General features: G+C 63.2%; 14 protein-coding genes, 2 tRNA genes and 5 pseudogenes. 4 read left to right on the top strand and 17 right to left on the bottom strand.

The features are described 5' to 3' along the window. Positions 1 to 23: 23 nt before the first annotated feature. The 10 genes and pseudogenes from BF95_RS10225 to aroA all read right to left on the bottom strand — a co-directional run bounded on the left by BF95_RS10225 (position 24) and on the right by aroA (position 10,218). The gene (locus tag BF95_RS10225; RefSeq protein WP_235209678.1) at positions 24 to 731 is read right to left on the bottom strand and encodes a FecR family protein; all 708 of its coding nucleotides are present in this window, start codon (positions 729 to 731) and stop codon (positions 24 to 26) included. Positions 732 to 797: 66 nt separating this feature from the next. Further along, positions 798 to 968, bottom strand: a pseudogene (locus BF95_RS29010) (FecR/PupR family sigma factor regulator); the annotation flags it as partial. Further along, positions 943 to 1,404, bottom strand: a complete 462-nt coding sequence (locus BF95_RS10220; RefSeq protein WP_235209675.1) for an RNA polymerase sigma factor — start codon at positions 1,402 to 1,404, stop codon at positions 943 to 945. The gene BF95_RS10220 and the pseudogene BF95_RS29010, both read right to left, overlap by 26 nt. A 130-nt stretch (positions 1,405 to 1,534) precedes the next feature. After that, entirely contained in the window at positions 1,535 to 2,803 is a 1,269-nt protein-coding gene (locus BF95_RS10215; protein WP_152542643.1) for an aminotransferase class V-fold PLP-dependent enzyme, read from the bottom strand. Positions 2,804 to 2,820: 17 nt separating this feature from the next. Continuing rightward, complete coding sequence (locus BF95_RS10210; RefSeq protein ID WP_043151282.1) at positions 2,821 to 5,196, bottom strand: TonB-dependent receptor plug domain-containing protein; 2,376 nt, start codon at positions 5,194 to 5,196, stop codon at positions 2,821 to 2,823. Between the two features lie 495 nt (positions 5,197 to 5,691). Next, entirely contained in the window at positions 5,692 to 5,982 is a 291-nt protein-coding gene (locus tag BF95_RS10205) for an integration host factor subunit beta (protein WP_037480067.1), read from the bottom strand. A 166-nt stretch (positions 5,983 to 6,148) separates the two neighbouring features. Continuing rightward, complete coding sequence (gene rpsA / locus BF95_RS10200; RefSeq protein WP_037480069.1) at positions 6,149 to 7,861, bottom strand: 30S ribosomal protein S1; 1,713 nt, start codon at positions 7,859 to 7,861, stop codon at positions 6,149 to 6,151. A 170-nt stretch (positions 7,862 to 8,031) separates the two neighbouring features. After that, positions 8,032 to 8,666 (bottom strand): annotated as a pseudogene (gene cmk, locus BF95_RS10195) ((d)CMP kinase). Continuing rightward, entirely contained in the window at positions 8,663 to 8,911 is a 249-nt protein-coding gene (locus BF95_RS10190; protein ID WP_043151281.1) for a CBU_0592 family membrane protein, read from the bottom strand. The pseudogene cmk and the gene BF95_RS10190 overlap by 4 nt, the downstream one beginning before the upstream one ends. Then, the gene (gene aroA / locus BF95_RS10185; RefSeq protein WP_200866936.1) at positions 8,908 to 10,218 is read right to left on the bottom strand and encodes a 3-phosphoshikimate 1-carboxyvinyltransferase; all 1,311 of its coding nucleotides are present in this window, start codon (positions 10,216 to 10,218) and stop codon (positions 8,908 to 8,910) included. The genes BF95_RS10190 and aroA overlap by 4 nt, the downstream gene beginning before the upstream one ends. A gap of 177 nt (positions 10,219 to 10,395) precedes the next feature. Here aroA and BF95_RS10180 point away from each other — a divergent pair, with 177 nt between their 5' ends. From BF95_RS10180 to BF95_RS10170, 3 genes are all read left to right on the top strand, one after another. Next, entirely contained in the window at positions 10,396 to 10,731 is a 336-nt protein-coding gene (locus tag BF95_RS10180; protein WP_037480080.1) for an FYDLN acid domain-containing protein, read from the top strand. Positions 10,732 to 10,819: 88 nt separating this feature from the next. Then, a tRNA-Ala gene (locus tag BF95_RS10175) sits at positions 10,820 to 10,895 on the top strand. 91 nt (positions 10,896 to 10,986) lie between these two features. Next, positions 10,987 to 11,062: transfer RNA gene (locus tag BF95_RS10170), tRNA-Ala, on the top strand. A gap of 143 nt (positions 11,063 to 11,205) precedes the next feature. Here BF95_RS10170 and BF95_RS10165 read toward each other — a convergent pair. Together BF95_RS10165 and gltX are read right to left on the bottom strand one after the other, a co-directional pair. Beyond that, the gene (locus tag BF95_RS10165) at positions 11,206 to 12,492 is read right to left on the bottom strand and encodes a citrate synthase (protein WP_043151300.1); all 1,287 of its coding nucleotides are present in this window, start codon (positions 12,490 to 12,492) and stop codon (positions 11,206 to 11,208) included. A gap of 20 nt (positions 12,493 to 12,512) precedes the next feature. Continuing rightward, a pseudogene (gene gltX, locus BF95_RS10160) lies at positions 12,513 to 13,935 on the bottom strand (glutamate--tRNA ligase). A gap of 99 nt (positions 13,936 to 14,034) precedes the next feature. On the opposite strand from gltX, the pseudogene BF95_RS10155 reads away from it, so the two are divergent. Then, a pseudogene (locus BF95_RS10155) lies at positions 14,035 to 16,180 on the top strand (ComEC/Rec2 family competence protein). On the opposite strand, the gene lexA reads toward BF95_RS10155, so the two are convergent. The 5 genes and pseudogenes from lexA to trpD form a co-directional block, all read right to left on the bottom strand. Beyond that, complete coding sequence (lexA, locus tag BF95_RS10150) at positions 16,171 to 16,842, bottom strand: transcriptional repressor LexA (protein ID WP_043151279.1); 672 nt, start codon at positions 16,840 to 16,842, stop codon at positions 16,171 to 16,173. The pseudogene BF95_RS10155 and the gene lexA sit on opposite strands and share 10 nt — an antisense overlap. A gap of 69 nt (positions 16,843 to 16,911) precedes the next feature. Further along, a pseudogene (locus BF95_RS10145) lies at positions 16,912 to 18,092 on the bottom strand (molybdopterin molybdotransferase MoeA). After that, on the bottom strand, positions 18,089 to 18,559 hold the full coding sequence (gene moaC / locus BF95_RS10140; RefSeq protein ID WP_043151277.1) for a cyclic pyranopterin monophosphate synthase MoaC: 471 nt from the start codon (positions 18,557 to 18,559) through the stop codon (positions 18,089 to 18,091). The pseudogene BF95_RS10145 and the gene moaC overlap by 4 nt, the downstream one beginning before the upstream one ends. After that, positions 18,556 to 19,347, bottom strand: coding sequence for an indole-3-glycerol phosphate synthase TrpC (trpC, locus tag BF95_RS10135; RefSeq protein WP_043151276.1), 792 nt, complete (start codon positions 19,345 to 19,347; stop codon positions 18,556 to 18,558). Before trpC ends, moaC begins: the two co-directional genes overlap by 4 nt. After that, positions 19,344 to 20,336, bottom strand: coding sequence for an anthranilate phosphoribosyltransferase (gene trpD / locus BF95_RS10130; RefSeq protein ID WP_043151275.1), 993 nt, complete (start codon positions 20,334 to 20,336; stop codon positions 19,344 to 19,346). The genes trpC and trpD overlap by 4 nt, the downstream gene beginning before the upstream one ends. Between the last annotated feature and the right edge of the window lie 87 nt (positions 20,337 to 20,423).

The following is a 20,423-nucleotide window of genomic DNA, read 5'->3' as shown; positions in this document are numbered from 1 at the left end:
CTCACCCGGGCGATGCTATTTTTTCAACCGCCCAGAAGGACGGCCTCGTCCGTCGGTCGCACACGGATAGACAGTAATTGTCCCAGCGCCTGTCCCAGCGCCAGATTATCGCCCATGCGGTACATGCCGCTGACCCGGAGGTCGGCAGCGCCCGGATCAGCGATCACCAATTTGGTCGGACTATAGCGGTTCGCCTCGGCCACGACGAAGGCCAACCGGTCGTCCTGGAAGGCGGCACGACCACTTTGCCAGGCTTGCGTCGTATCAAGGTCGGGGCGGTCGATCGGGGCGGCAACGCCTGGTTGAGCGCGCAGCCGATCGCCCGTTTCGAGCACGCGGTTGGTCCCGTTAAGAGCGACCTCTGCCTGGCCAGCAAGAGCAGTCAAGGCAATCCGATCCTCGGCATCGCGGCGAAGATCGAATTTCCCAGGCCCGGCTATTGCAGCGCCATTATCCAGCGCGATCGTGAAAGGGACGGGTGCCGGTGTGACAATGAGCGATACGCGCCCCTGATCCAGCCAAAGCCTACGCCGCGAAGAGTTGGCCAGCACGCGCACCCGTGTCGCCGCATCCAGGAACAGGGAAGATCCCTCAACCAACATGACGCGACGCTGTTCACCGATGCCAGTCTCATATCGTGTGCCGGCAAGGGCTGATTGCATCGCCACCATGCCAGCGCCGCCCGCAACCAACGTGCCGGCACAAGCGGCCAGAATATGTCGACGCGACAAGATCGGAGATCGTGTATCAACCTTTACGGCTACACCAGGCACCATTGCCCAAAGATCGGTAGCGCGCTCGAACGCAGCGCTGTTATCGGGGCTTGCTGCAAGCCAGGCGCGAAATGCCTGCTCGTCGTTGACCGTGCGGTCGTCCGCATTCAGCCTGGCGATCCACTCGGCGGCGGTCCGATCAAGAGGCGCTCGCCGTTCATGTCCTGGGTCACCAATCCTTCGTCCAGTCGCCAAGGAAGGTCATTGCCTTGGCCATATGTTTCTCGACGCCGCTTTGACTGATATTCAGCCGTTCTGCAATCTCCCGATATTTCAGATTTTCCATCCGTTGGAGCAGGAACACTTCGCGGGTCCGAGGCGGGAGCCGGTCGATGCCTTCGCTTACGCGCTTGAGTCGAGCCCTGACAATGATTGCCTCATCCTGCATCGGGGCATGGTCGTGCAGTCTATCGAGCGCGTCGTCGCCGTCCGAGCCACCTCGCACTTTTTCCCGGCGATAGGCGTCCCGACCGCGATTGACCGCCGCCCGCACCAGAAACGCTTCCTCATTGTCTGGCTTGGCAGTTCGGGCGGCCATGCGAACATAGGCGTCGTGCAACAGATCTTCGCTGTCGGCCCTGCGGGTCAGTCGTTCGACTTGCGCCAATAACGCAGCCCAGCCAGTCCACAAACGGCTTTCGGGAATGCGCCCGACGTCACTGATGCCTGATCATCCATGGGACGAGTCGGATATCGGGACCGTCATTCATTTTAATGACTGGTTCGCGTAGATTTGGTGACAGTCGATCATCACCACATGATTAGAGCGACGCGCCAATGGACCGGAGCGCGCGAATCAGGGCATCGATATCGTCGGCGCTGTTGAACAGGGCCGGGGTTATGCGGATGCAAGCGCCGCGCGCTGGGCCATTGCGCTGCACAGAGAAGATGCGATGCTCGTCGAGCAGGCGCTTGGCGATGGCAATATTGTCGCTGGCGCTGGTGTGTCCTGTATAGCGGAACGAGGTTATTCCGCCGTGCAGGCGCGGATCGGCGGGCGTCAATATCTCCAGCCCCTGCATGTCCCGCAAGGTTTCGGCCCAGCGATCCCGCAAATAGGTCAGCCGGGCAGCGCGGGCGCGGTCACCGATCGCGTCCTGAAAATCGAGGGCGGCGGGGACGGTGAGTTGCGCCGCGAAATCGACGGTACCGGTATGGACGCGCGCATAGGTGTTGGCGGGGAAGGGTGGTGCATTGCCGATGTCGGGATCGATCAGGTCGATCTTGGCCTTGCGGATGTAGATGACGCCAACGCCAAGCGGCGCGCCCCACCATTTGTGAAGGTTGAAGCCGATGAAATCGGCATCAAGGTCGGGCAACGAAAAATCGATCTGGCCCCAGCTATGCGCCGCATCGACGATGGCATCGACGCCGCGCGCGCGGGCCATGGCGACGATCTCCCGCACGGGGACGACCAGCCCGGTGCGGTGGCTGAGATGCGTGAGCAGGATGAGGCGAACGCGCGGATTGGCCTTGAGCGCTTGCTCATAGCTGTCGATCAACCCCTGATGCGTGGCGGGTTCGGGAAGGTCGATGCGCACGACATCGACATTCCGGCTATTTTTCAGCGAACCGAAGCAAGCCTGCATGCTGTCATAGTCCAGATCGGCATAAAGTACGGCATCGCCGGGCCGCAGCCGATTATAGCCGCCGATCAGGCTTTTGAGCGCCTCGGTCGCATTGCGGGTGAAGGCGATTTCGGCGGGATCGACCTGCATCTTGGCGGCGACGCGATCGCGCACGGCGATCAGGTCGGGCGTCAGGCCACGCCTAGCATAATAGCTGGTGGCGCGATTGACCTGCCGGACCTTAGCCTCATAGGCTTCCAGCACCGGACGGGCCATCATGCCCCAATTGCCATTTTCCAGCTGGATGATGTCGGGCACTACATCATAATGCGCCGCGATCTTGGCCCAATGGCTTTCGTCATCGGGCCGGACGGCGGCCGTCGCTGGCAGGGCGGCTTCGATCCGTCCTGCCAGCGGGGCTGCCGCCGTTGCCATCATCATCTGCCTGCGACTGATATCCATCGAGCCATGCTATCCGATTAGAAGTTCACGCCCAAGCGAACATAATATTGGCCGCCATCGGTGTCGAAGGGGGCGTTACGCGAGTAGATGAGACCACGCACCGCTTGGTTGGTCGCTTCGTCGGGATAGGTGTCGAAGATATTTTCCGCACCCGCCCGGACAGTGATATTGTCGGTCAGTTGCGCGCTGGCCGATAGATCGAACAGCGTCATGGAGCCAAAGCGCTGGAAGATGTCGCCAGTCGCATTGCCGCTGACGTCGGTCCATTTCCCATAATAGCGGGCGCGGGCCTGCAGCCCGAACCGGCCGATCGTATAGCCGAGCGACGCCGTACCATTATGTTTGGGCAGCCGTTCCTCGAAGATGATCCGCTGGGTTTCGTTGGCAATCGCGGCGGAGGTGCCACTCGTCACCTTGGTCTGGTTATAATTATAGGCGAGGCTGAGGTCTGCCTTGCCCGGTCCCACCTGCTGGGCATAGGCCAGCACGACATCGATGCCGCGGGTGCGGGTATCAAAGTCGTTAGTGAAATAGGTGACGGCGGTGAAACGCTGCGGATTGGGCAGGGTCGTGGGCACGGCGAAGGAACGAGACTGGCCGAACCGGTCCCGCAACTTGATCTGATAGAGATCGATGCTGCCGCTCACGCCGAACTCTGACTGAAACGTCAGACCGGCGGTGATGGTGCGGGACTTCTCCGGGGTCAGCGGTTGGGCACCCAGCGCGATGGCAATCGGGTCATTGGGCGACAGGCGCCCGGTGTTGAAAATCTGGAGCGTCCGCGTGTCCAGGCCCTGAGTAGTGTTGACGGCATTCAATTGCGCCGGGGTTGGGGCGCGGAAACCCGTGGAATAGGTGCCGCGCACCGCGACGCCCTTGACCGGCTCCAGCCGCGCCGAGAGCTTGTAGTTGAACGTGTCGCCAAAGGCCGAGAAATCCTCATAGCGACCCGCTGCGCCGAGCGTGAGGGCCTCGACCGGGTGGACTTCCATGTCCAGATAACCGGCATAGCTGGTCTGTGACCATTCACCTGAGCTTAGCGGATTGAAGCCAGGGAAGCCGTTGCTGTTGGGGGCAAGGCCGGTGGCCGCACCCGGCCCGATGGCGTAGGAGGCGGGGTCACCGGGACGGATGCCATAGGTTTCCTTACGCCGTTCCGCACCGAAAGCGATGTTGGCGGGCTCAACCAATCCCAGCGGCAGGCGATAGACGAAATCGGCGTTCAGGTTGAATTCGCTCTGGCGCAAACGGCCGAGATAGAAGCTCGTCGGACTGAGCGGGCCCAACGACGCGTTCAGCGATTCGGACATGCTATAGTTGATTCTGCTCCGGCCGGACGAGGCGCTCAGGTCGTAAGTGAACTGATCGCTGATCGCGCCGCGCAGGCCGCCGTCGGCTTGATAATCGTCATATTGCGTGGCGAAGCGCGGCGTGAAACCGACGGGATAGACGCTGTTGAAGCTGAAACCGGGAAAGGCCGCGCTGGGATTATACACGTTGCCGGTGCCTACCGGATTGCGCCAGTTGAAATCGGTGACGCCCTCGCCATTGCCGACCGTGCCGAAGGCATAGGCGGTGACGGCGTCGGAAAAGTCATAATGGGCGTTGATCGCGCCACGGACGGAGCGCAGGTCGGGCTGGCCCCAGCGCTGGACCGGGTCGGGTACGGTGAGCGTTGGATTGGCGGCCTGGAAGGCAATGGCGTCGGGACGCTGGCGGGTGCGGGAGGTGGCATCCGATTTTGAAAATTCACCGGTGAAGACGATGCTGCCGCGATCGCCCAGGGCCAGGCCGCCTTGTGCGCCGGTCTGGTAATTAGTGCCATCCCCTTCATAATATTGCGAATATTGGCCGAAGGCTTCCATCCCCGGTTGATCGTCCAGGATGATGTTGACGACACCGGCGATCGCGTCCGAGCCATATTGGGCCGATGCACCGTCGCGCAGCACTTCGATGCGCTTGATCGCCAGATTGGGGATGGTTGCAAGGTCGGCGGACTGCGCGCCGCGGCTGCCCAGCAGAGCGGAGCGGTGATAGCGCTTGCCGTTCACCAGCACCAGCGTCTGGTCTGCCGAGAGGCCACGGAGCGTCGCGGGGCGAACAAAGGCCTGGCCGTCCGCCGCGGGCAAACGCTGGACGTTAAACGATGGCAAGAGTTGCGCCAAAGTATCGGACAGATCGTTGGAAATACTATTGTCGATGGACTTGGACGATAGCACGTCAATTGGTGCTAGTGTATCGAACTTCGTTCGCTTGGCATCGCGCGTTCCAGTCACGATGATGGAGTCGCCACTGTCGATATCGGATGCAGCGGGCATATTGTCTTGCGCCACCGCGAACGCGCACGCAGAGAATTGCAGCACGATCATCGCGCTACCGGCCAGAAATTTCATGATGGTCCCCAAAGGCTTGGTCGTTATTATGCTATGACCGCGCCTTTAGTATGCGCTCATGACGGTTCTGTGTATCGAACCTGGAATTTATATCGATCAGGGAAAGGCGGTAATGGTACGGGCGGGGGGACTTGAACCCCCATGGGCAAAGCCCGACGGATTTTCTTACCCGCTACGCTTTCGCCGCCGCCCGGAGGGGCGTTTGTGGTCTGGACTATCCCTTCACCATTCCCGGCAGGCCGGGGCGCAGGTGCTGCCCGTCTAGTCTCTACACCTTCCTGAAAGCCGACTTTCAGGCTTGGCTCGGGATTGCCATGTTAAAGGTTTCCCCGAATTTGAGCAGTTCTACGTCACAGATTTCCCTGTGCGCACTCAATGGTCTAAGTCCGTTGCGTCTACCGATTTCGCCACGCCCGCATTACCAAGGCTGGCTATAGTCGGGAGGATCGGCAGAGCCAAGCGCGATTTGATGGTCAGCGCAAAGCGACGTAATCGTCAATCCTCATGATCGGCATTCAGCCGTTCACGCATTTCCTTGCCGGGCTTGAAATAGGGGACGCGCTTGGCGCTGACGGGCACTTGTTCGCCGGTACGGGGATTGCGTCCGGTGCGGGCGTCGCGAGCGCGGGTGGTGAAGGCGCCGAAGCCGCGCAATTCGACGCGCCCGCCTGATGCCAGTCGATCGACAATCTCCTTGAAGAAAAGGTCGACAATTCGCTCCACTTCCGGGAGGGTCAGGCCCGGATTTTCATCGGCCAGTTTCTGGATCAATTCCGAACGGATCATCGAATTCCAGAGCCCCCTGATTTTTCCCTGCCTAATCATAGGGGTTTTGCAGGGCGTTGACAATCACGCAGGTAAGGGATTGTTTCGATCCGGCAAGGACATGAAAAGCCCGCCGGGATTATGATCCCGGCGGGCTTTTCTAATTAGTCGACTTTGACGAAAGGACTTAGCCTTCGGTCTTCGCCTTGAGTGCTTCGCCCAGAATGTCGCCCAGCGACGCGCCGCTGTCGGACGAACCGTACTGCGCAACGGCCTGCTTCTCTTCAGCGATCTGCATCGCCTTGATCGAGAAGGTTGGCTTCTTGGCACGGTCGAAGCCGGTGATCATGGCGTCGAACTTCTGGCCGATCTGGAAGCGTTCCGAACGCTGCTCGTCACGGTCACGGCCAAGGTCGCTGCGCTTGATAAAGCCGGTGGCACCATCGTCGCCAGCCTGGACTTCCAGACCGCCGTCACGGACTTCAAGAACGGTCACGGTGACGATCGCATTCTTGTTGAGGCCAGCAGCAGCAGCGGTCGTACCGCCAGCGGCCGGACCACCACGCTCAAGCTGCTTCATGCCGAGGCTGATGCGCTCCTTCTCGACGTCGATGTCGAGAACGACAGCCTGAACGGCCTCGCCCTTGCGGTGCAGCGCCAGCGCGTCTTCGCCCGAAATGCCCCACGCGATGTCGGACATGTGGACCATGCCATCGACGTCGCCGTCCAGGCCGATGAACAGGCCGAACTCGGTCGCATTCTTGACTTCGCCTTCGACGGTCGAACCGATCGGGTGACGTTCGGCAAAGCTATCCCAGGGATTGCTCTGGGCCTGCTTGAGGCCGAGCGAGATGCGGCGCTTTTCGGGATCGACTTCGAGGACCAGAACTTCGACTTCCTGGCTGGTCGAAACGATCTTGCCGGGGTGGACGTTCTTCTTGGTCCAGGACATTTCGGACACATGGACCAGGCCTTCGATGCCGGCTTCCAGCTCGACGAACGCACCATATTCGGTGATGTTCGTGACGCGGCCCGACAGCTTGGCACCGACGGGATACTTGGCCGATGCGCCTTCCCACGGATCGCTTTCAAGCTGCTTCATGCCGAGCGAGATGCGCTGCGTGTCGCGGTTGATGCGGATGATCTGCACCTTCACCGTGTCGCCGATGTTGATCATCTCATTGGGGTGGTTGATGCGCTTGTAGCTGAGATCGGTGACGTGCAGCAGGCCATCGATGCCGCCCAGGTCAACGAACGCACCATAATCGGTGATGTTCTTGACGACGCCTTCGATGATCTGGCCTTCGGCCAGCGTCTGGATGAGGCCGCTGCGCTGTTCGGCGCGGGTCTCTTCCAGAATGGCGCGACGCGACACAACGATGTTGCCGCGGCGGCGATCCATCTTGAGGATCTGGAAAGGCTGCGGAATGTCCATCAGCGGGGTGACGTCGCGCACGGGGCGGATGTCGACCTGCGAACCGGGCAGGAAAGCCACAGCGCCGTCGAGGTCGACGGTGAAGCCACCCTTGACGCGGCCGAAGATGACGCCTTCGACGCGGGCGCTCTCAGTGAACTCGGCTTCCAGCTTGTCCCAGGCCGCTTCGCGGCGGGCGCGGTCACGCGACAGCATGGCTTCGCCATGGGCGTTTTCGACGCGATCGACATAGACTTCGACTTCGTCGCCGACCTTGATGTCGGCCTTCTGGCCGGGCATCGCGAATTCGCGCAGCGGCACGCGGCCTTCGGACTTCAGACCTACGTCGATGACGGCCAGGTCGTTTTCGATGGCAGTAACGGTGCCCTTGACGACGCGGCCTTCGAAGCCGCCGTCCTCACCACCGAGGGAATCATTGAGAAGCGCGGCGAAATCGTCGCGCGTGGGGAATGCCGTAGAGGCCATGGTTAGTCCTTCACTCATCATTGCTGGCCAACCGGTTGTATCCGATGGTCTTTGGCCAAACTGTCCCCGACGCCGCATGCGGCAAGGACATCCGTTGACGCGAAAGCGTTCATGGACGCGCAGACGAGAAAAGCGAAAAGGGCGCGCGGAATACCGCACGCCTTGACGGGTCAGCTGCGGGAGCGACCTTCAAGCTGGGCGTCCACAAGCGCAATCGCCTGGCGGACGGCCGCGTCTATAGACAAATCGCTGGTGTCTAGCAAGTCCGCACCATCGGCGACCTTGAGCGGCGCATGGTCGCGACTCATGTCGCGGGTGTCGCGCGCCTGGATGTCGGCTACAAGCGAGTCCATATCAGGATGGCCACCGTGCGATAGAGCATCCTGATAGCGGCGTTGCGCGCGGACATGGACGCTGGCGGTGACGAACAACTTGGCGTGGGCATCAGGCGCGATGACGGTGCCGATGTCGCGTCCGTCCAATATCGCGCCGCCCGGCTGGGTCGCGAAATCGCGCTGCCGTTTAACGAGGGCGTCGCGCACCGCCTGATGGACGGAGACGCGTGAGGCGAGGCTACCGACCGCTTCGCTGCGCAAGGCCGGGTCGGCCAGGGTTTCGTCGTCAAAGGCGCAGGCGGCGAGCGTGTCCGATTCGATGTCCGGGTCGCCGCCCGCCTTAAGCACGGCTAGGCCGACCGCACGGTAGAGCAGGCCGGTATCGAGAACGGGCAGGGCATAATGACGACCAAGGGCCTTGGCGATGGTGCCTTGCCCGATGCGGCGGGGCCGTCGACGGCGATGATCATGCGGATTTTCTTTTCATGGCTTTGACGAGGCCCAGCAGGGCGATGAGGGTCCAGACGATTTCCAGCGCCATGGACGCTAGGTTGAAATGCACGGTCAGCGACCAGATGAGCAGCAATGAGCCGATGAGGTTCAACAGATTGAAAAAGACAAAGTTCATCTGCTTGGCGATGTTGCTGTAGGCATAAGCAACGACCATCATGGCGCTGCCCGCCAGACCGATGATATTGGCCCAGTCGAAGGTCATGCCATGGCACCCAGCGTCTGGAGCAGCGCGGTGAAGGACGGGAAGCTGGTGGCGACCGGGCGCATGTCATCGATCGTCACGCCATCGCGCGAGACCAGGCCCGCGACGGCGAAGCTCATGGCGATACGATGGTCGAGCTTGGTGGCGATCGGCCCGCCGCCTTTGAGCGGTGCGCCGCCGCTCCCTTCGATGATGAGGCCGTCCTCCAATTCCTCGACCGGAACGCCGATCGCGCGGAGGCCCGCTGCCATGGCGGCGATCCGGTCGGATTCCTTGACGCGCAATTCGTCCAGTCCGCGAAAGACGCTGCGTCCCTGTGCCAAGGCGGCGGCGATAAAGGCGACGGGATATTCATCGATCATGCTCGGTGCGCGGGCCGGATCTGGCTCGATACCCTGGAGGACCGACGCTGTGACGATCAGGTCGCCCACAGGTTCGCCGCCGACCTCGCGGGCATTTATGACCTCGATGGAACCGCCCATTTCGCGCAGCAGGTCGATAAGGCCAGCGCGCGTGGCGTTGAGGCCGACATTGGCGATCGTTACCTTCGACCCCGGCACCAGCAGCGCGGCGACCATCGGGAAGGCGGCGGAGGAGGGGTCGCCGGGCACGACAATCTGCTGCGGCTGCAATTCGGCTTCGCCGACCAGCGTGATGATGCGGGTGCCGTCGGCTTCCACTTCTACGCTAAGGTCCGCACCGAATCCCCGCAGCATCCGTTCGCTATGGTCGCGGGTCGGGATCGGCTCGACGACGCGGGTGATGCCTGGCGTATTGAGGCCTGCGAGCAGGATCGCTGACTTCACCTGCGCCGAGGCGACGGGCAGACGATAGTCGAGCGGCACCGCGGGGCAGGCGCCGCGCATGGTGAGTGGCAACCGGCCGCCAGGGCTGGTGGTGAAGCTGGCACCCATTTGCGCCAGTGGGTCGGTGACGCGCGCCATGGGGCGCTTGCTGAGTGAGGCATCGCCGATAAAGGTCGCGGTCAGATCATGGCTGGCGAGCAGGCCCATGAGCAGGCGGGTCGACGTGCCGCTATTGCCCATGTCGAGCGCGCCCTCCGGCTGGAGCAGCCCACCGACGCCCACGCCATGAATATGCCAGATGCCATCCGCGTCGCGTTGAATGTCCGCGCCCATCGCCCGCATGGCGGCGGCGGTCGCTAGCACGTCCTCGCCCTCCAACAGGCCTTCCACCCGGCTTTCGCCCACGGCCAGCGCCGAAAGCATCAGCGATCGGTGCGAAATGCTCTTGTCCCCCGGTACGGTCACGCTGCCTGTCAGCGCAGGCGCGGCGGTGAATGTCATCGGGCGGGGCAATTCGGCAGCAGCGGTCACGGTTCGTCCAGTCTGGTCTGGCGGGAAAAAATGCGCCCGGCTTTTGACAGCGCGCTTGGGCTATGGCAAGGCGCGCGACGTTTCGTGGGCAACAGCCGTTGCGCCGCGTAAAGTCTATTTGAGCATCTATAAAGGAACAGGCCGGACATGGTGAAGGCTGAATGGGGCACGAAACGGACCTGCCCGAAATGCGCAACCCGCTTCTATGACCTGGGCAAGGACGATCCGGTCGTCTGCATCAACTGCAACGCGGCCTGGGAACCGGAGCCGGTTCTCAAGTCCAAGCAACCGCTTCCCTACGAAGAAGCGCCCAAGAAGGTTATCGAAACCGCCGATGGCAAGCTGGAAACGGCTGACGATGATCTGGATCTGGATTTGGACGTCGATGATGACGGCGATTCGCCGGATAATGACGTCGATCTGGGCGGCGACGACGACCTGGGTGTCGAAGCCGCGGGCGACGACGACAGCGATGACAATTAACTGATTTTTGTTCTTGCCAAGGAGGTTGCTGCGACTTAATGGCAGCGACCTCGCAAGCGCCGTCCCAACGGCGTTTCACGATGGTGACGGGGCCTTAGCTCAGCTGGGAGAGCGCCTGCATGGCATGCAGGAGGTCAGCGGTTCGATCCCGCTAGGCTCCACCATCCTTATATCCGACCGACGGTCTTATCCCTTGCGGGATTTGCCGGACAGGGTTTGATCCATGTGGCGTGCGGCCTTGCACCACGCCCAAATGGGGCCTTAGCTCAGCTGGGAGAGCGCCTGCATGGCATGCAGGAGGTCAGCGGTTCGATCCCGCTAGGCTCCACCATTTTCTGACATTGATGATGTTTGGGCGAACGGCATAACTGCGTCTGGTGGACATGTGCCGCGCCCGGTTTTTCCCTGATTACTGCACAACGAAAAACGGCGCCCCTCTCGGAGCGCCGTTTTTTTGGTCAGACCTGGCGCGGATCAGCGCTTTTCGACAGGCACATAGTCGCGCTGCGTCGGGCCGGTGTAGAGCTGGCGCGGGCGGCCGATCTTCTGCGCTGGGTCGGAGATCATTTCGTTCCACTGCGCGACCCAGCCGACGGTACGGGCGAGGGCGAAGAGGACGGTGAACATCTCGGTCGGGAAGCCGATCGCCGACAGGATCACACCCGAATAAAAGTCCACATTGGGGTAGAGCTTCTTTTCGATGAAATAGGGATCGTTGAGGGCGATCTGCTCCAGTTCCTTGGCGACGTCGAACACGGGATCGTTGACGCCCAGCTTCTCCAGCACGTCCTTGGCGGTCTTTTGCATGACCGTCGCGCGGGGATCGTAGTTCTTGTAGACGCGATGGCCAAAGCCCATCAGGCGGAACGGATCGTCCTTGTTCTTGGCGCGAGCGATATATTCCGGGATCTTGTCGACCGTGCCGATTTCGCGGAGCATGTTGAGCGCCGCTTCGTTCGCGCCGCCATGCGCCGGACCCCACAGGCAGGCGATGCCGGCCGCGATGCAGGCGAAGGGGTTGGCCCCTGAAGAGCCAGCCAGACGCACGGTCGAGGTCGAGGCATTCTGCTCATGGTCGGCATGGAGAATGAAGATCTTGTCCATGGCATCCACGATCACCGGATCGGGGATATATTCCTCCGCCGGGACCGAGAAGGTCATGCGCAGGAAGTTTGCCGTGTAGGACAGGTCGTTGCGCGGATAGACGAAGGGCTGGCCCACCGAATATTTATACGCCATCGCCGCGATCGTCGGCATCTTGGCGATCAGACGGTGGCTCGCGATCTTGCGCTGTACCGGATCGTTGATGTCGGTCGAGTCATGGTAGAAGGCCGACAGGGCGCCGACCACGCCGCACATGATCGCCATCGGGTGCGCGTCACGGCGGAAACCGCGATAGAATGTGGTGAGTTGTTCATGCACCATCGTATGACGCGTGATCGTGGTGATGAAGTCGTCCAGCTCGGTCTTGGACGGCAGTTCGCCGTTCAGCAGCAGGTAGCAGACTTCCATGAAGCTGGATTCTTCGGCCAGCTGACCGATCGGATAGCCACGATGCAACAGCACGCCTTCATCGCCATCGATATAGGTCAGGCCGGATTCGCAGCTCGCCGTCGAGGTGAAGCCCGGATCATAGGTGAACATGCCGGTATTGGCGTAAAGCTTGCGAACGTCGATGACCTGGGGCCCGACCGAGCCGTCCATGACGGCATAGTCTTTCGTCGCTCCTCCGACGGTCAAAGTGGCATTATTATCCGACATATTGTTCTCCTTGAGTGCCATCAACCAACCGATGCGTGCCCCGCATGGGTCAGCCGTTCCAAGCTTTCCTCTTTCCCCAAAAGGAAGAGGACATCGAAAATCCCCGGCGAGACAGTGCGCCCGGTGAGTGCCGCCCGTAATGGCTGCGCCACCTTGCCCAGTCCCAGACCGGCATCCTCCGCCACGTGGCGTATCGCGTCTTCAATCGCTTCGACCGTCCAGGATGGAGCGACCGAAAGAGCGTCGGCTGTCTTTATCAGCAGCGCGCGTGCCGAGTCGTCTAGCAGAGCCGACGCCTTTTCGTCAAAATCGAGCGGGCAATTTTTGAACAGAAATTCCGCGCCCTCCGCAATTTCATTAAGCGTTTTTAGCGCGCGGTTTGAGCGAAGCCATTGCCTCGCCTAAAAGTGCTAGACCGGTTTGTGGCAATGGCTTGCCGAGCCGTGCTTCGACGCGAGGCGCCACCAAGGCGGCGAGACGGCCATCATCGGCCTGGCGCAGATAATGGCCGTTGAGATTTTCCAGCTTCTTGATGTCGAACCGCGAGGGCGAGCGGCCGACGCCCGATACGTCGAACAATTCGATGGCGCGGGCGGTGGGGATGAATTCCTCGTCGCCATGGCCCCAGCCCAAACGTAGCAGATAGTTCAGCACCGCTTCGGGCAGCATCCCCATCTCGTCGCGATAAGCATCAACGCCCAGCGCGCCATGGCGCTTGGACAGTTTCGCGCCGTCCGATCCGTGGATCAGCGGGATATGCGCGTAAATCGGCTCTTCCCACTCCATCGCGCGGATGATGCAAAGCTGGCGAAAGGCGTTGTTGAGATGATCGTCGCCACGAATGACATGGGTGACGCCCATGTCGTTATCGTCCACGACCACGGCCAGCATATAGGTGGGCGTGCCGTCGGACCGCAGCAGGATCATGTCGTCCAGTTCGGCATTCTGCACGACGACGCGGCCCTGCACCGCATCCTCGATCACCGTCTCGCCTTCGCGCGGGGCCTTCAGGCGGATGACGAAGGGCGCACCTTCAGGTGCTTCTTCTGGTGACCGGTCGCGCCAGCGGCCATCATAGCGCATGGGCTTTTTGGCGGCGCGCTGTTCTTCGCGCAGCGCGGCCAGTTCTTCCGGCGTGGCATAGCATTTATAGGCATGGCCGCCCGCGAGCATCGCATTAGCGACTTCGGCATGGCGGGGTGTCCGCTCGAACTGGAATACGGCCGGTTCATCGCCGCCAAGGCCGAGCCAGTCCAGGCCGTCGAAAATCGCGGCGACCGCTTCCTCGGTCGACCGGGCGCGGTCGGTATCCTCGATCCGTAAGAGGAACTTGCCGCCATGGTGGCGCGCGAACAGCCAGTTGAACAAGGCGGTGCGAGCGCCACCGATATGGAGGAAGCCCGTAGGCGAGGGGGCGAAACGGGTCACCACCGGCTTGTTCATTCCCGTTGCGTTCACCACCATATTGCTTGACATTCGCCCTTCTGATCCATGGATGCGATGCCCCCTAGCATGGCTTTCGAGCCACGACAAACCTCCCTTATGGTCGAGGTCACTGCACGGCTGCGCGCTGGATTTGCGGCGGTGGAACGCTGGCTGGAGAAAGAGCGGGAACAGGTTCCGCTTTGGGCACCGATCGCGCTGGGGGTCGGCATCGCGGCCTGGTTCGCCTTGCCCCATCGGATGGCGTGGCTGGCCTTTTGCTGCGGGGCGTTGGCGCTCGCTTGTCTGGGGGTGTTGCTGCCCGATGGCGCGCGGTTGCGGCGGATGATGGTGGCGGGCGGGGTGCTGGCCTGCATGGGTTGCGTGCTGATATGGGGGAAAGCGTCGCTGCTGGGGCAAGCGCCGCTAGCCCGCGCGACATTCGTTCGGGTGACGGGCGACGTCCTGTCGGTCCGCGCGGTTCCCGCCCAGCAGATGGTGCGCGCCATGCTGCGCCCGGTGGATGCGCCGACCCTGCCAAAGGTCATCCGGGTCAATATCGCGGACAGCGACGTGCCCATCGGGTTGGGCGAAGGGGCGACGATCCGCTTTCGGGTGCGCCTGATGCCACCTGCACCACCCAGTGTGCCGGGTGGATATGATTTCGCCGCGCGCGCTATTTTGAAGGGATAGGCGCGACCGGCAAGGCCTTGAAACCGATAGAGGTAGTGCGGCCTGCTACGGGTGGGACACCGCTGCGGGCGCGGCTGTTCGCCCATATTGCTGGGCAGGTGGATGATCCGGCGAAGGGTATCGCCATCGCGCTGGCGACCGGCGATCAGGGGGCGATTGCCGAGGTCGATGCCGAAGCGATGCGCAACAGCGGGTTGGCGCATTTGCTGTCGATCAGTGGATTGCATGTGACGGCGCTGATCGGGGCGGTGATCTTCCTGTTGATGCGGGTCATGGCGCTTAGCCGCCAGGCGGCGCTCGACTGGCCGTTGATGCTGATCGCGGCCACAGGGGGCGCGCTGGCGGGGGTCGGCTATACGCTGCTGACGGGGGCCGAGGTGCCAACGGTGCGGTCCTGCATCGCCGCGCTGTTGGTGCTGGGCGCCTTGCGATGGGGCGGGATGCGATTACGCTGCGGCTGGTGGCGACGGGCGCACTGATCGTGCTGGTCTTTTGGCCCGAAGCGCTGGTCGGGCCGAGTTTCCAGATGAGCTTTGCCGCGGTCACGGCGCTGGTTGCCTTGGCTGAGCATAAGCGGTTCGGTGCCTTTGCCGTCGCGCGGGACGAGGCGCGCTGGCGCAAGGTTATACGCATGCTCCTGGTGACATTGGCGACGGGTTTCGTCATCGAACTGGTGCTTATGCCGATCGCGCTGTTCCATTTTCACAAGGCGGGTATGTTGGGTGCCTTCGCCAATATCGTCGCGATCCCGCTCACTACCTTTGTCGTGATGCCGCTGGAGGCGTTGGCGTTGCTGTTCGATATGGTCGGCCTCGGCGCGCCCTTCTGGTGGTTGACGCAGCAGGCGCTGACGCTGTTGCTGATGATCGCCCATGGGGTCTCGGCCAGTCCTTGGGCGACGATGTTGACCCCTTCGGTGCCCGCGTTCGTCTTTGCAGGCATGATGGCGGGGATGCTCTGGTGTTTGCTGTGGCGCAGCCGGTGGCGCTGGCTGGGGCTGGGGCCGTTGGTCGCGGGCGTCATCACCATAATTTTTCTGTCGCCGCCCGACATATTGGTGACCGGCGATGGCCGCCATGTGGCGGTGCGGACGCCTGATGGTCGCATGGCGATCCTGCGCGCAGGGGCGGGCGACTATGTGCGCGATGTCTTGTCGGAAAGCGCGGGTTATGATGGGACGTTGGAGTCGATCGCGCGGTTGCCGCAGGCGCGCTGTTCGAGCGATTTGTGCGCGGTCGGGTTGATGGCGGGCGGGCGGCGCTGGCAGTTGCTCGTGACCCGCAGCGATATGCTGGTGGACCGCGCTACCTTCGCCCGCGATTGCGCGGCTGCGGACATCGTCATTGCCGATCGCGGTCTGCCGCGCTGGTGCCGCCCGCGCTGGCTCAAGATCGACCGTCGGCTGTTGGCGCGAACCGGCGGCATAGCCATCGATCTGGACCATGCCGCCGTTCGTACGGTGCGTCAGGCGGGAGATGCCCACCCCTGGATCGTGCCGATCCCCAAGCGGTCACCCCGATATGCTCCGTCGAAGTCGCGCCCATTCTATGCGCGGCCTCGGCCTCAATTATAGCGGCGAAGCAGTCCGGCGAGTTTGCCCTGGATCTGGACCTGGCGCGGGTCGTAGATTTGCGGCTCATAGGCGCTGTTGGCCGGGTCGAGCCGCACCCTTTGCCCTTCGCGGCGGAAATATTTGAGCGTGGCTTCATTCTCGTCGATCAGGGCGACGACGATCTGGCCCTCGCGCGCAACTTCGGTCCGCTGGATCAGCGCAAAGTCACCGTCCAGAATACCCGCCTCCATCATCGAATCGCCGGACACTTCCAGCGCATAATGATCGCCCGCGCCAAGCAGCGCGGCGGGAACGGACAGCATCGTCTGCCCTTCCATCGCTTCGATCGGGACGCCTGCTGCGATCCGGCCGTGCATGGGAATTTCGATCACGTCGTTGGCGGCAATGAGCTGTGGCGCCGAGACCTGGGGTTTAGGCGCGACGATCGGGGCCGGGATGCGGTGCATGGCATCGGGCAACTTCAAGACTTCAAGCGCGCGGGCACGGTTGGGCAGGCGGCGGATGAAGCCGCGTTCTTCCAGCGCGTTGATCAGACGGTGAATGCCCGACTTGGAGCGCAGATCCAGCGCATCCTTCATCTCCTCGAAAGAAGGCGACACGCCGCCCTCTTCCAAGCGGGTTTGAATGAAGCTCAGCAATTCCTGCTGTTTGGGCGTCAACATGGCTGCGGTCCTCCGTGGAACGTATAAGGAACGCATAGGAAACAGATGAAGGTTAGTCAAGCGACCGGATCAGGGCAGGGGTAGAATTTGCACCGTGTCGCCGGTGGCGGCGGAGGGTGATCCGGCAGGGCGGAGGATCAGGCAATCGGCCAAGGCCATGGCGGCGGTGGCGGCGCTGTCTTGCGAAGTGACCGAGACGATGCCGTCGTCGCTGCGGAAGGCGCGCAGATAATCGTCGCGGTCGCCGGTGGCGGGGAGGGGCGAGGCCAGTTTGGCTTCGTGCAAGGAAGGCAGCGGAGTGGATGCTCCGGCCATATGGCGAACTAGAGGCAGCAGGAAGAGGGTGCCGGTGACGAACGCGGAGACCGGGTTGCCGGGCAGGCCCAGGAATAGCGCGTCGCCCAGGCGGCCGGCCATCAGCGGCTTGCCGGGGCGCATGGCGATCTTCCAGAAATCGAGCGTGCCTCCGGCTTGCGCGAAGGCAGGGCGGACCACGTCGTGATCGCCGACCGATGCGCCGCCGGTCGAGACGATGATGTCGGCCTGACGCGCGCGATCGAGCGCGGCGACCATGGCGTCGAGATCGTCCGGCACGATACCGAGGTCGATGACGTCGCACGGCAAGGGGGCCAGCATTGCGGCGAGCATAGGGGCGTGGAGGAGGGGAGAGCGCCCGGCGGGGTTGGTGCGCCCGGCGGCACGAGTTCGTCGCCGGTCGAGAGCAGCGCGACCCTGGGTCGCTTTCCGACGGGCAGGTGGCCATGGCCGCCCAGCACGGCCAGCGCGATCTGGGTCGGGCCTAGCCGGGAGCGTGCCTTTAGCAGCGGCGCGCCTTTTGCGAAGTCGGATGCGGCGGGGCGGACGTGGCGACCGGGCGCGAGCGGGTCGGCGCTGGCGGTGAGGCTGTCGCCGTCACGGGTGGCATTTTCCTGGATCAGGATGGCATCGGCCCCTTCGGGCAAGGGCGCGCCGGTGAAGATGCGGCAGGCTTCGCCCGGCGCGAGGGGCGACGGGGGTGTGCCGCCTGCGCTGCTGGTCATGGTGACGTGCCAGGGGCCGGGCGCCTCAGCGGCGCGCACCGCATAGCCGTCCATGGCGCTGAGGTCCGCCCAGGGCTGGGCGCGCTGCGCGATGGCATCGGAGGCCAGCCAGCGTCCGGCGCAGGCCGTCACGGGCATGTCTTCGGCGGGCAGTCGGCCGACCAGTGCGAACAGGCGGGCCTGCGCCTCCGCAACCGGCAGAAGGCTCATGGCCTATGCCAGTCGCCCGACTTGCCGCCGGTCTTGCTGAGCAAGCGGACGCCGTCGATGACCATCGCCTTATCGATCGCCTTGGCCATGTCGTAGATGGTCAGCAGGGCCACGGAGGCGGCGGTCAGCGCTTCCATCTCGACCCCCGTCTGCCCCGCCGTGCGGGCGGTGGCGGTGACGCGGACGCCGGTGTCGTCCAGGTCGAAATCGATCGTCACGGCGCTGAGCGCGATCGGGTGGCAGAGCGGGATGAGATCGGCGGTGCGCTTGGCGGCCATGATGCCTGCGACCCGCGCGACGGCGAGGACGTCGCCTTTCTTGACCAGGCCCGCAAGGATCGCGGCGGCGGCTTCCTCGCTCATGTCGATCCGTCCGTCGGCCACCGCTTCGCGCGCGGTCACGGCCTTGGCCGATACATCGACCATGCGGGCTGCGCCGTCGGGGTCGAGATGGGTGAGATCGCTCATGCGCCGGTCAACAGGTGGCGGGTGGCGGCTTCGACATCGGCCTGCCGCATCAATGTTTCTCCGACCAGGAAGCAGCGGACGCCATGGTCGGCCATGGCGGTGAGGTCGGCATGGCCGGTGAGGCCGCTTTCGGCGACGAAGGTGCAGCCTTCAGGGGCTTTCCCCACCAGTTCATAGGTGCGGGCGAAGTCGACGGTGAAATCGCGCAGGTCGCGATTATTGACGCCGATCAGGCGCGAGCGCAGTTTGAGCGCGCGGTCGAGTTCGGCTTCGTCATGCACTTCTATAAGCGCGTCCATGCCAAGGCCGAGCGCGATATCCTCGATCTCGGCCATCTGGCCATCGTCCAGGGCGGCGACGATGATGAGGATGGCGTCGGCGCCGAGCGCGCGGCTTTCGAGGATCTGCCAGGGATCGACGATGAAATCCTTACGCAAGACCGGCAGCGCGCAGGCGGAACGGGCGGCGATCAGATAGTCATCATGACCCTGAAAATAGGGTTCGTCGGTCAGCACCGACAGGCAGGCTGCGCCACCCGCCGCATAGGCCCGGGCATGGGCGGGGGGATCGAAATCTTCGCGGATCAGGCCTTTGGAGGGACTGGCCTTCTTGACCTCGGCGATCAGGCCGAAGCCGGAGCGCGCCGCATCGTCGAGCGCCTTGCGGAAGCCGCGCGGGGGCGTCTGTTCGCTGGCGCGGGCGTGGAGCGCGGCGATGCTGGTTGCGGCTTTGCGCCGGGCGACATCTTCGCGCTTAAAATCGCAAATCTCGATCAGCTTGTTGGTCATGTGTAGGCAATCCAGCAATGGAGCAGGGCGTTGGCGAGGCCGCGGTCGATCGTCTCGGCGGCTTCCTCGACGCCTTCGCGCAGGTCGGCAACGGCGTCCGCGACGACGAGGGCGGCGGCGGCGTTGAGCAGCACCGCGTCGCGATAAGGGCCGGTTTCGCCCTGGAGCAGCGCGCGCAGGGCCGCGGCATTATGGGCCGCGTCCCCGCCTCTGATGGCTTCGACCGGGTGGGTGGACAGGCCAAGTTCTGCGGCAGTGATGCGGTGCATCGCGATCAGGCGATGGCCCGTGACTTCCGCCATGTCGTTGCCGCCCGCGAGCGAGAGTTCGTCCAGCCCTTCGTCACCCGATACGATCATCGCCCGATCGACGCCGAGTTCGGCAAGCGCCTCCGCATAGATGGGGACATAGGCCGGGCGAGCGATGCCGACGAGTTGGCGGCGGACGCCGGCGGGATTGGCCAGCGGTCCCATCAGGTTGAAGATGGTCCGCTCACCGATCGCCTTGCGAATGGGGCCAAGGCGCTTGAGCGCCGGATGGTAGTTTTGCGCGAAGAGGAAGCCGATGCCGAGATCCGCCAGCGTCGCTTCGGCGGTGGTGGCGGCATGGTCGAGGTTCAGGCCCAGGGCTTCGAGCGTGTCGGCTGCTCCGGCCTTGGAGGAAGCGGCGCGATTGCCATGTTTGGCGACCGGCACGCCAGCGGCGGCTACGACCAGCGAGACGGCGGTCGAGACGTTGAGCGTATGATGGCCATCGCCGCCGGTGCCGCAAACATCGATCGCGCCAGAGGGTGCGGTGACCGGGATCATGCGGGCGCGCATGGCGCGGGCGGCAGCCGCAATCTCGATCGCGCTTTCGCCGCGCCGGGCCATGGTGACGAGGAAGGTCGCGATCTCCGCCTCCGGCAGGTCCGCGTCGAACAGCAAGTCGAAAGCGATGGCGGCAGCCTGCGCGTCGAGCGGTGAAGAGGGGTCGGGCAGGCGGGTCATGAGGCTTCGCCTTAGTCGGGGTAGGGCCGGTAAGTCGAGAGGGCGATAGGGCTTAACTTCGCACTTTTCCCGCACATTTTGAAATAT

The organism is Sphingobium sp. Ant17, assembly GCF_000588875.1.
Lineage (GTDB): Bacteria > Pseudomonadota > Alphaproteobacteria > Sphingomonadales > Sphingomonadaceae > Sphingobium.
Note: the sequence above shows the minus strand (reverse complement) of the source record. Positions and strands in the feature narration are given on the sequence as shown.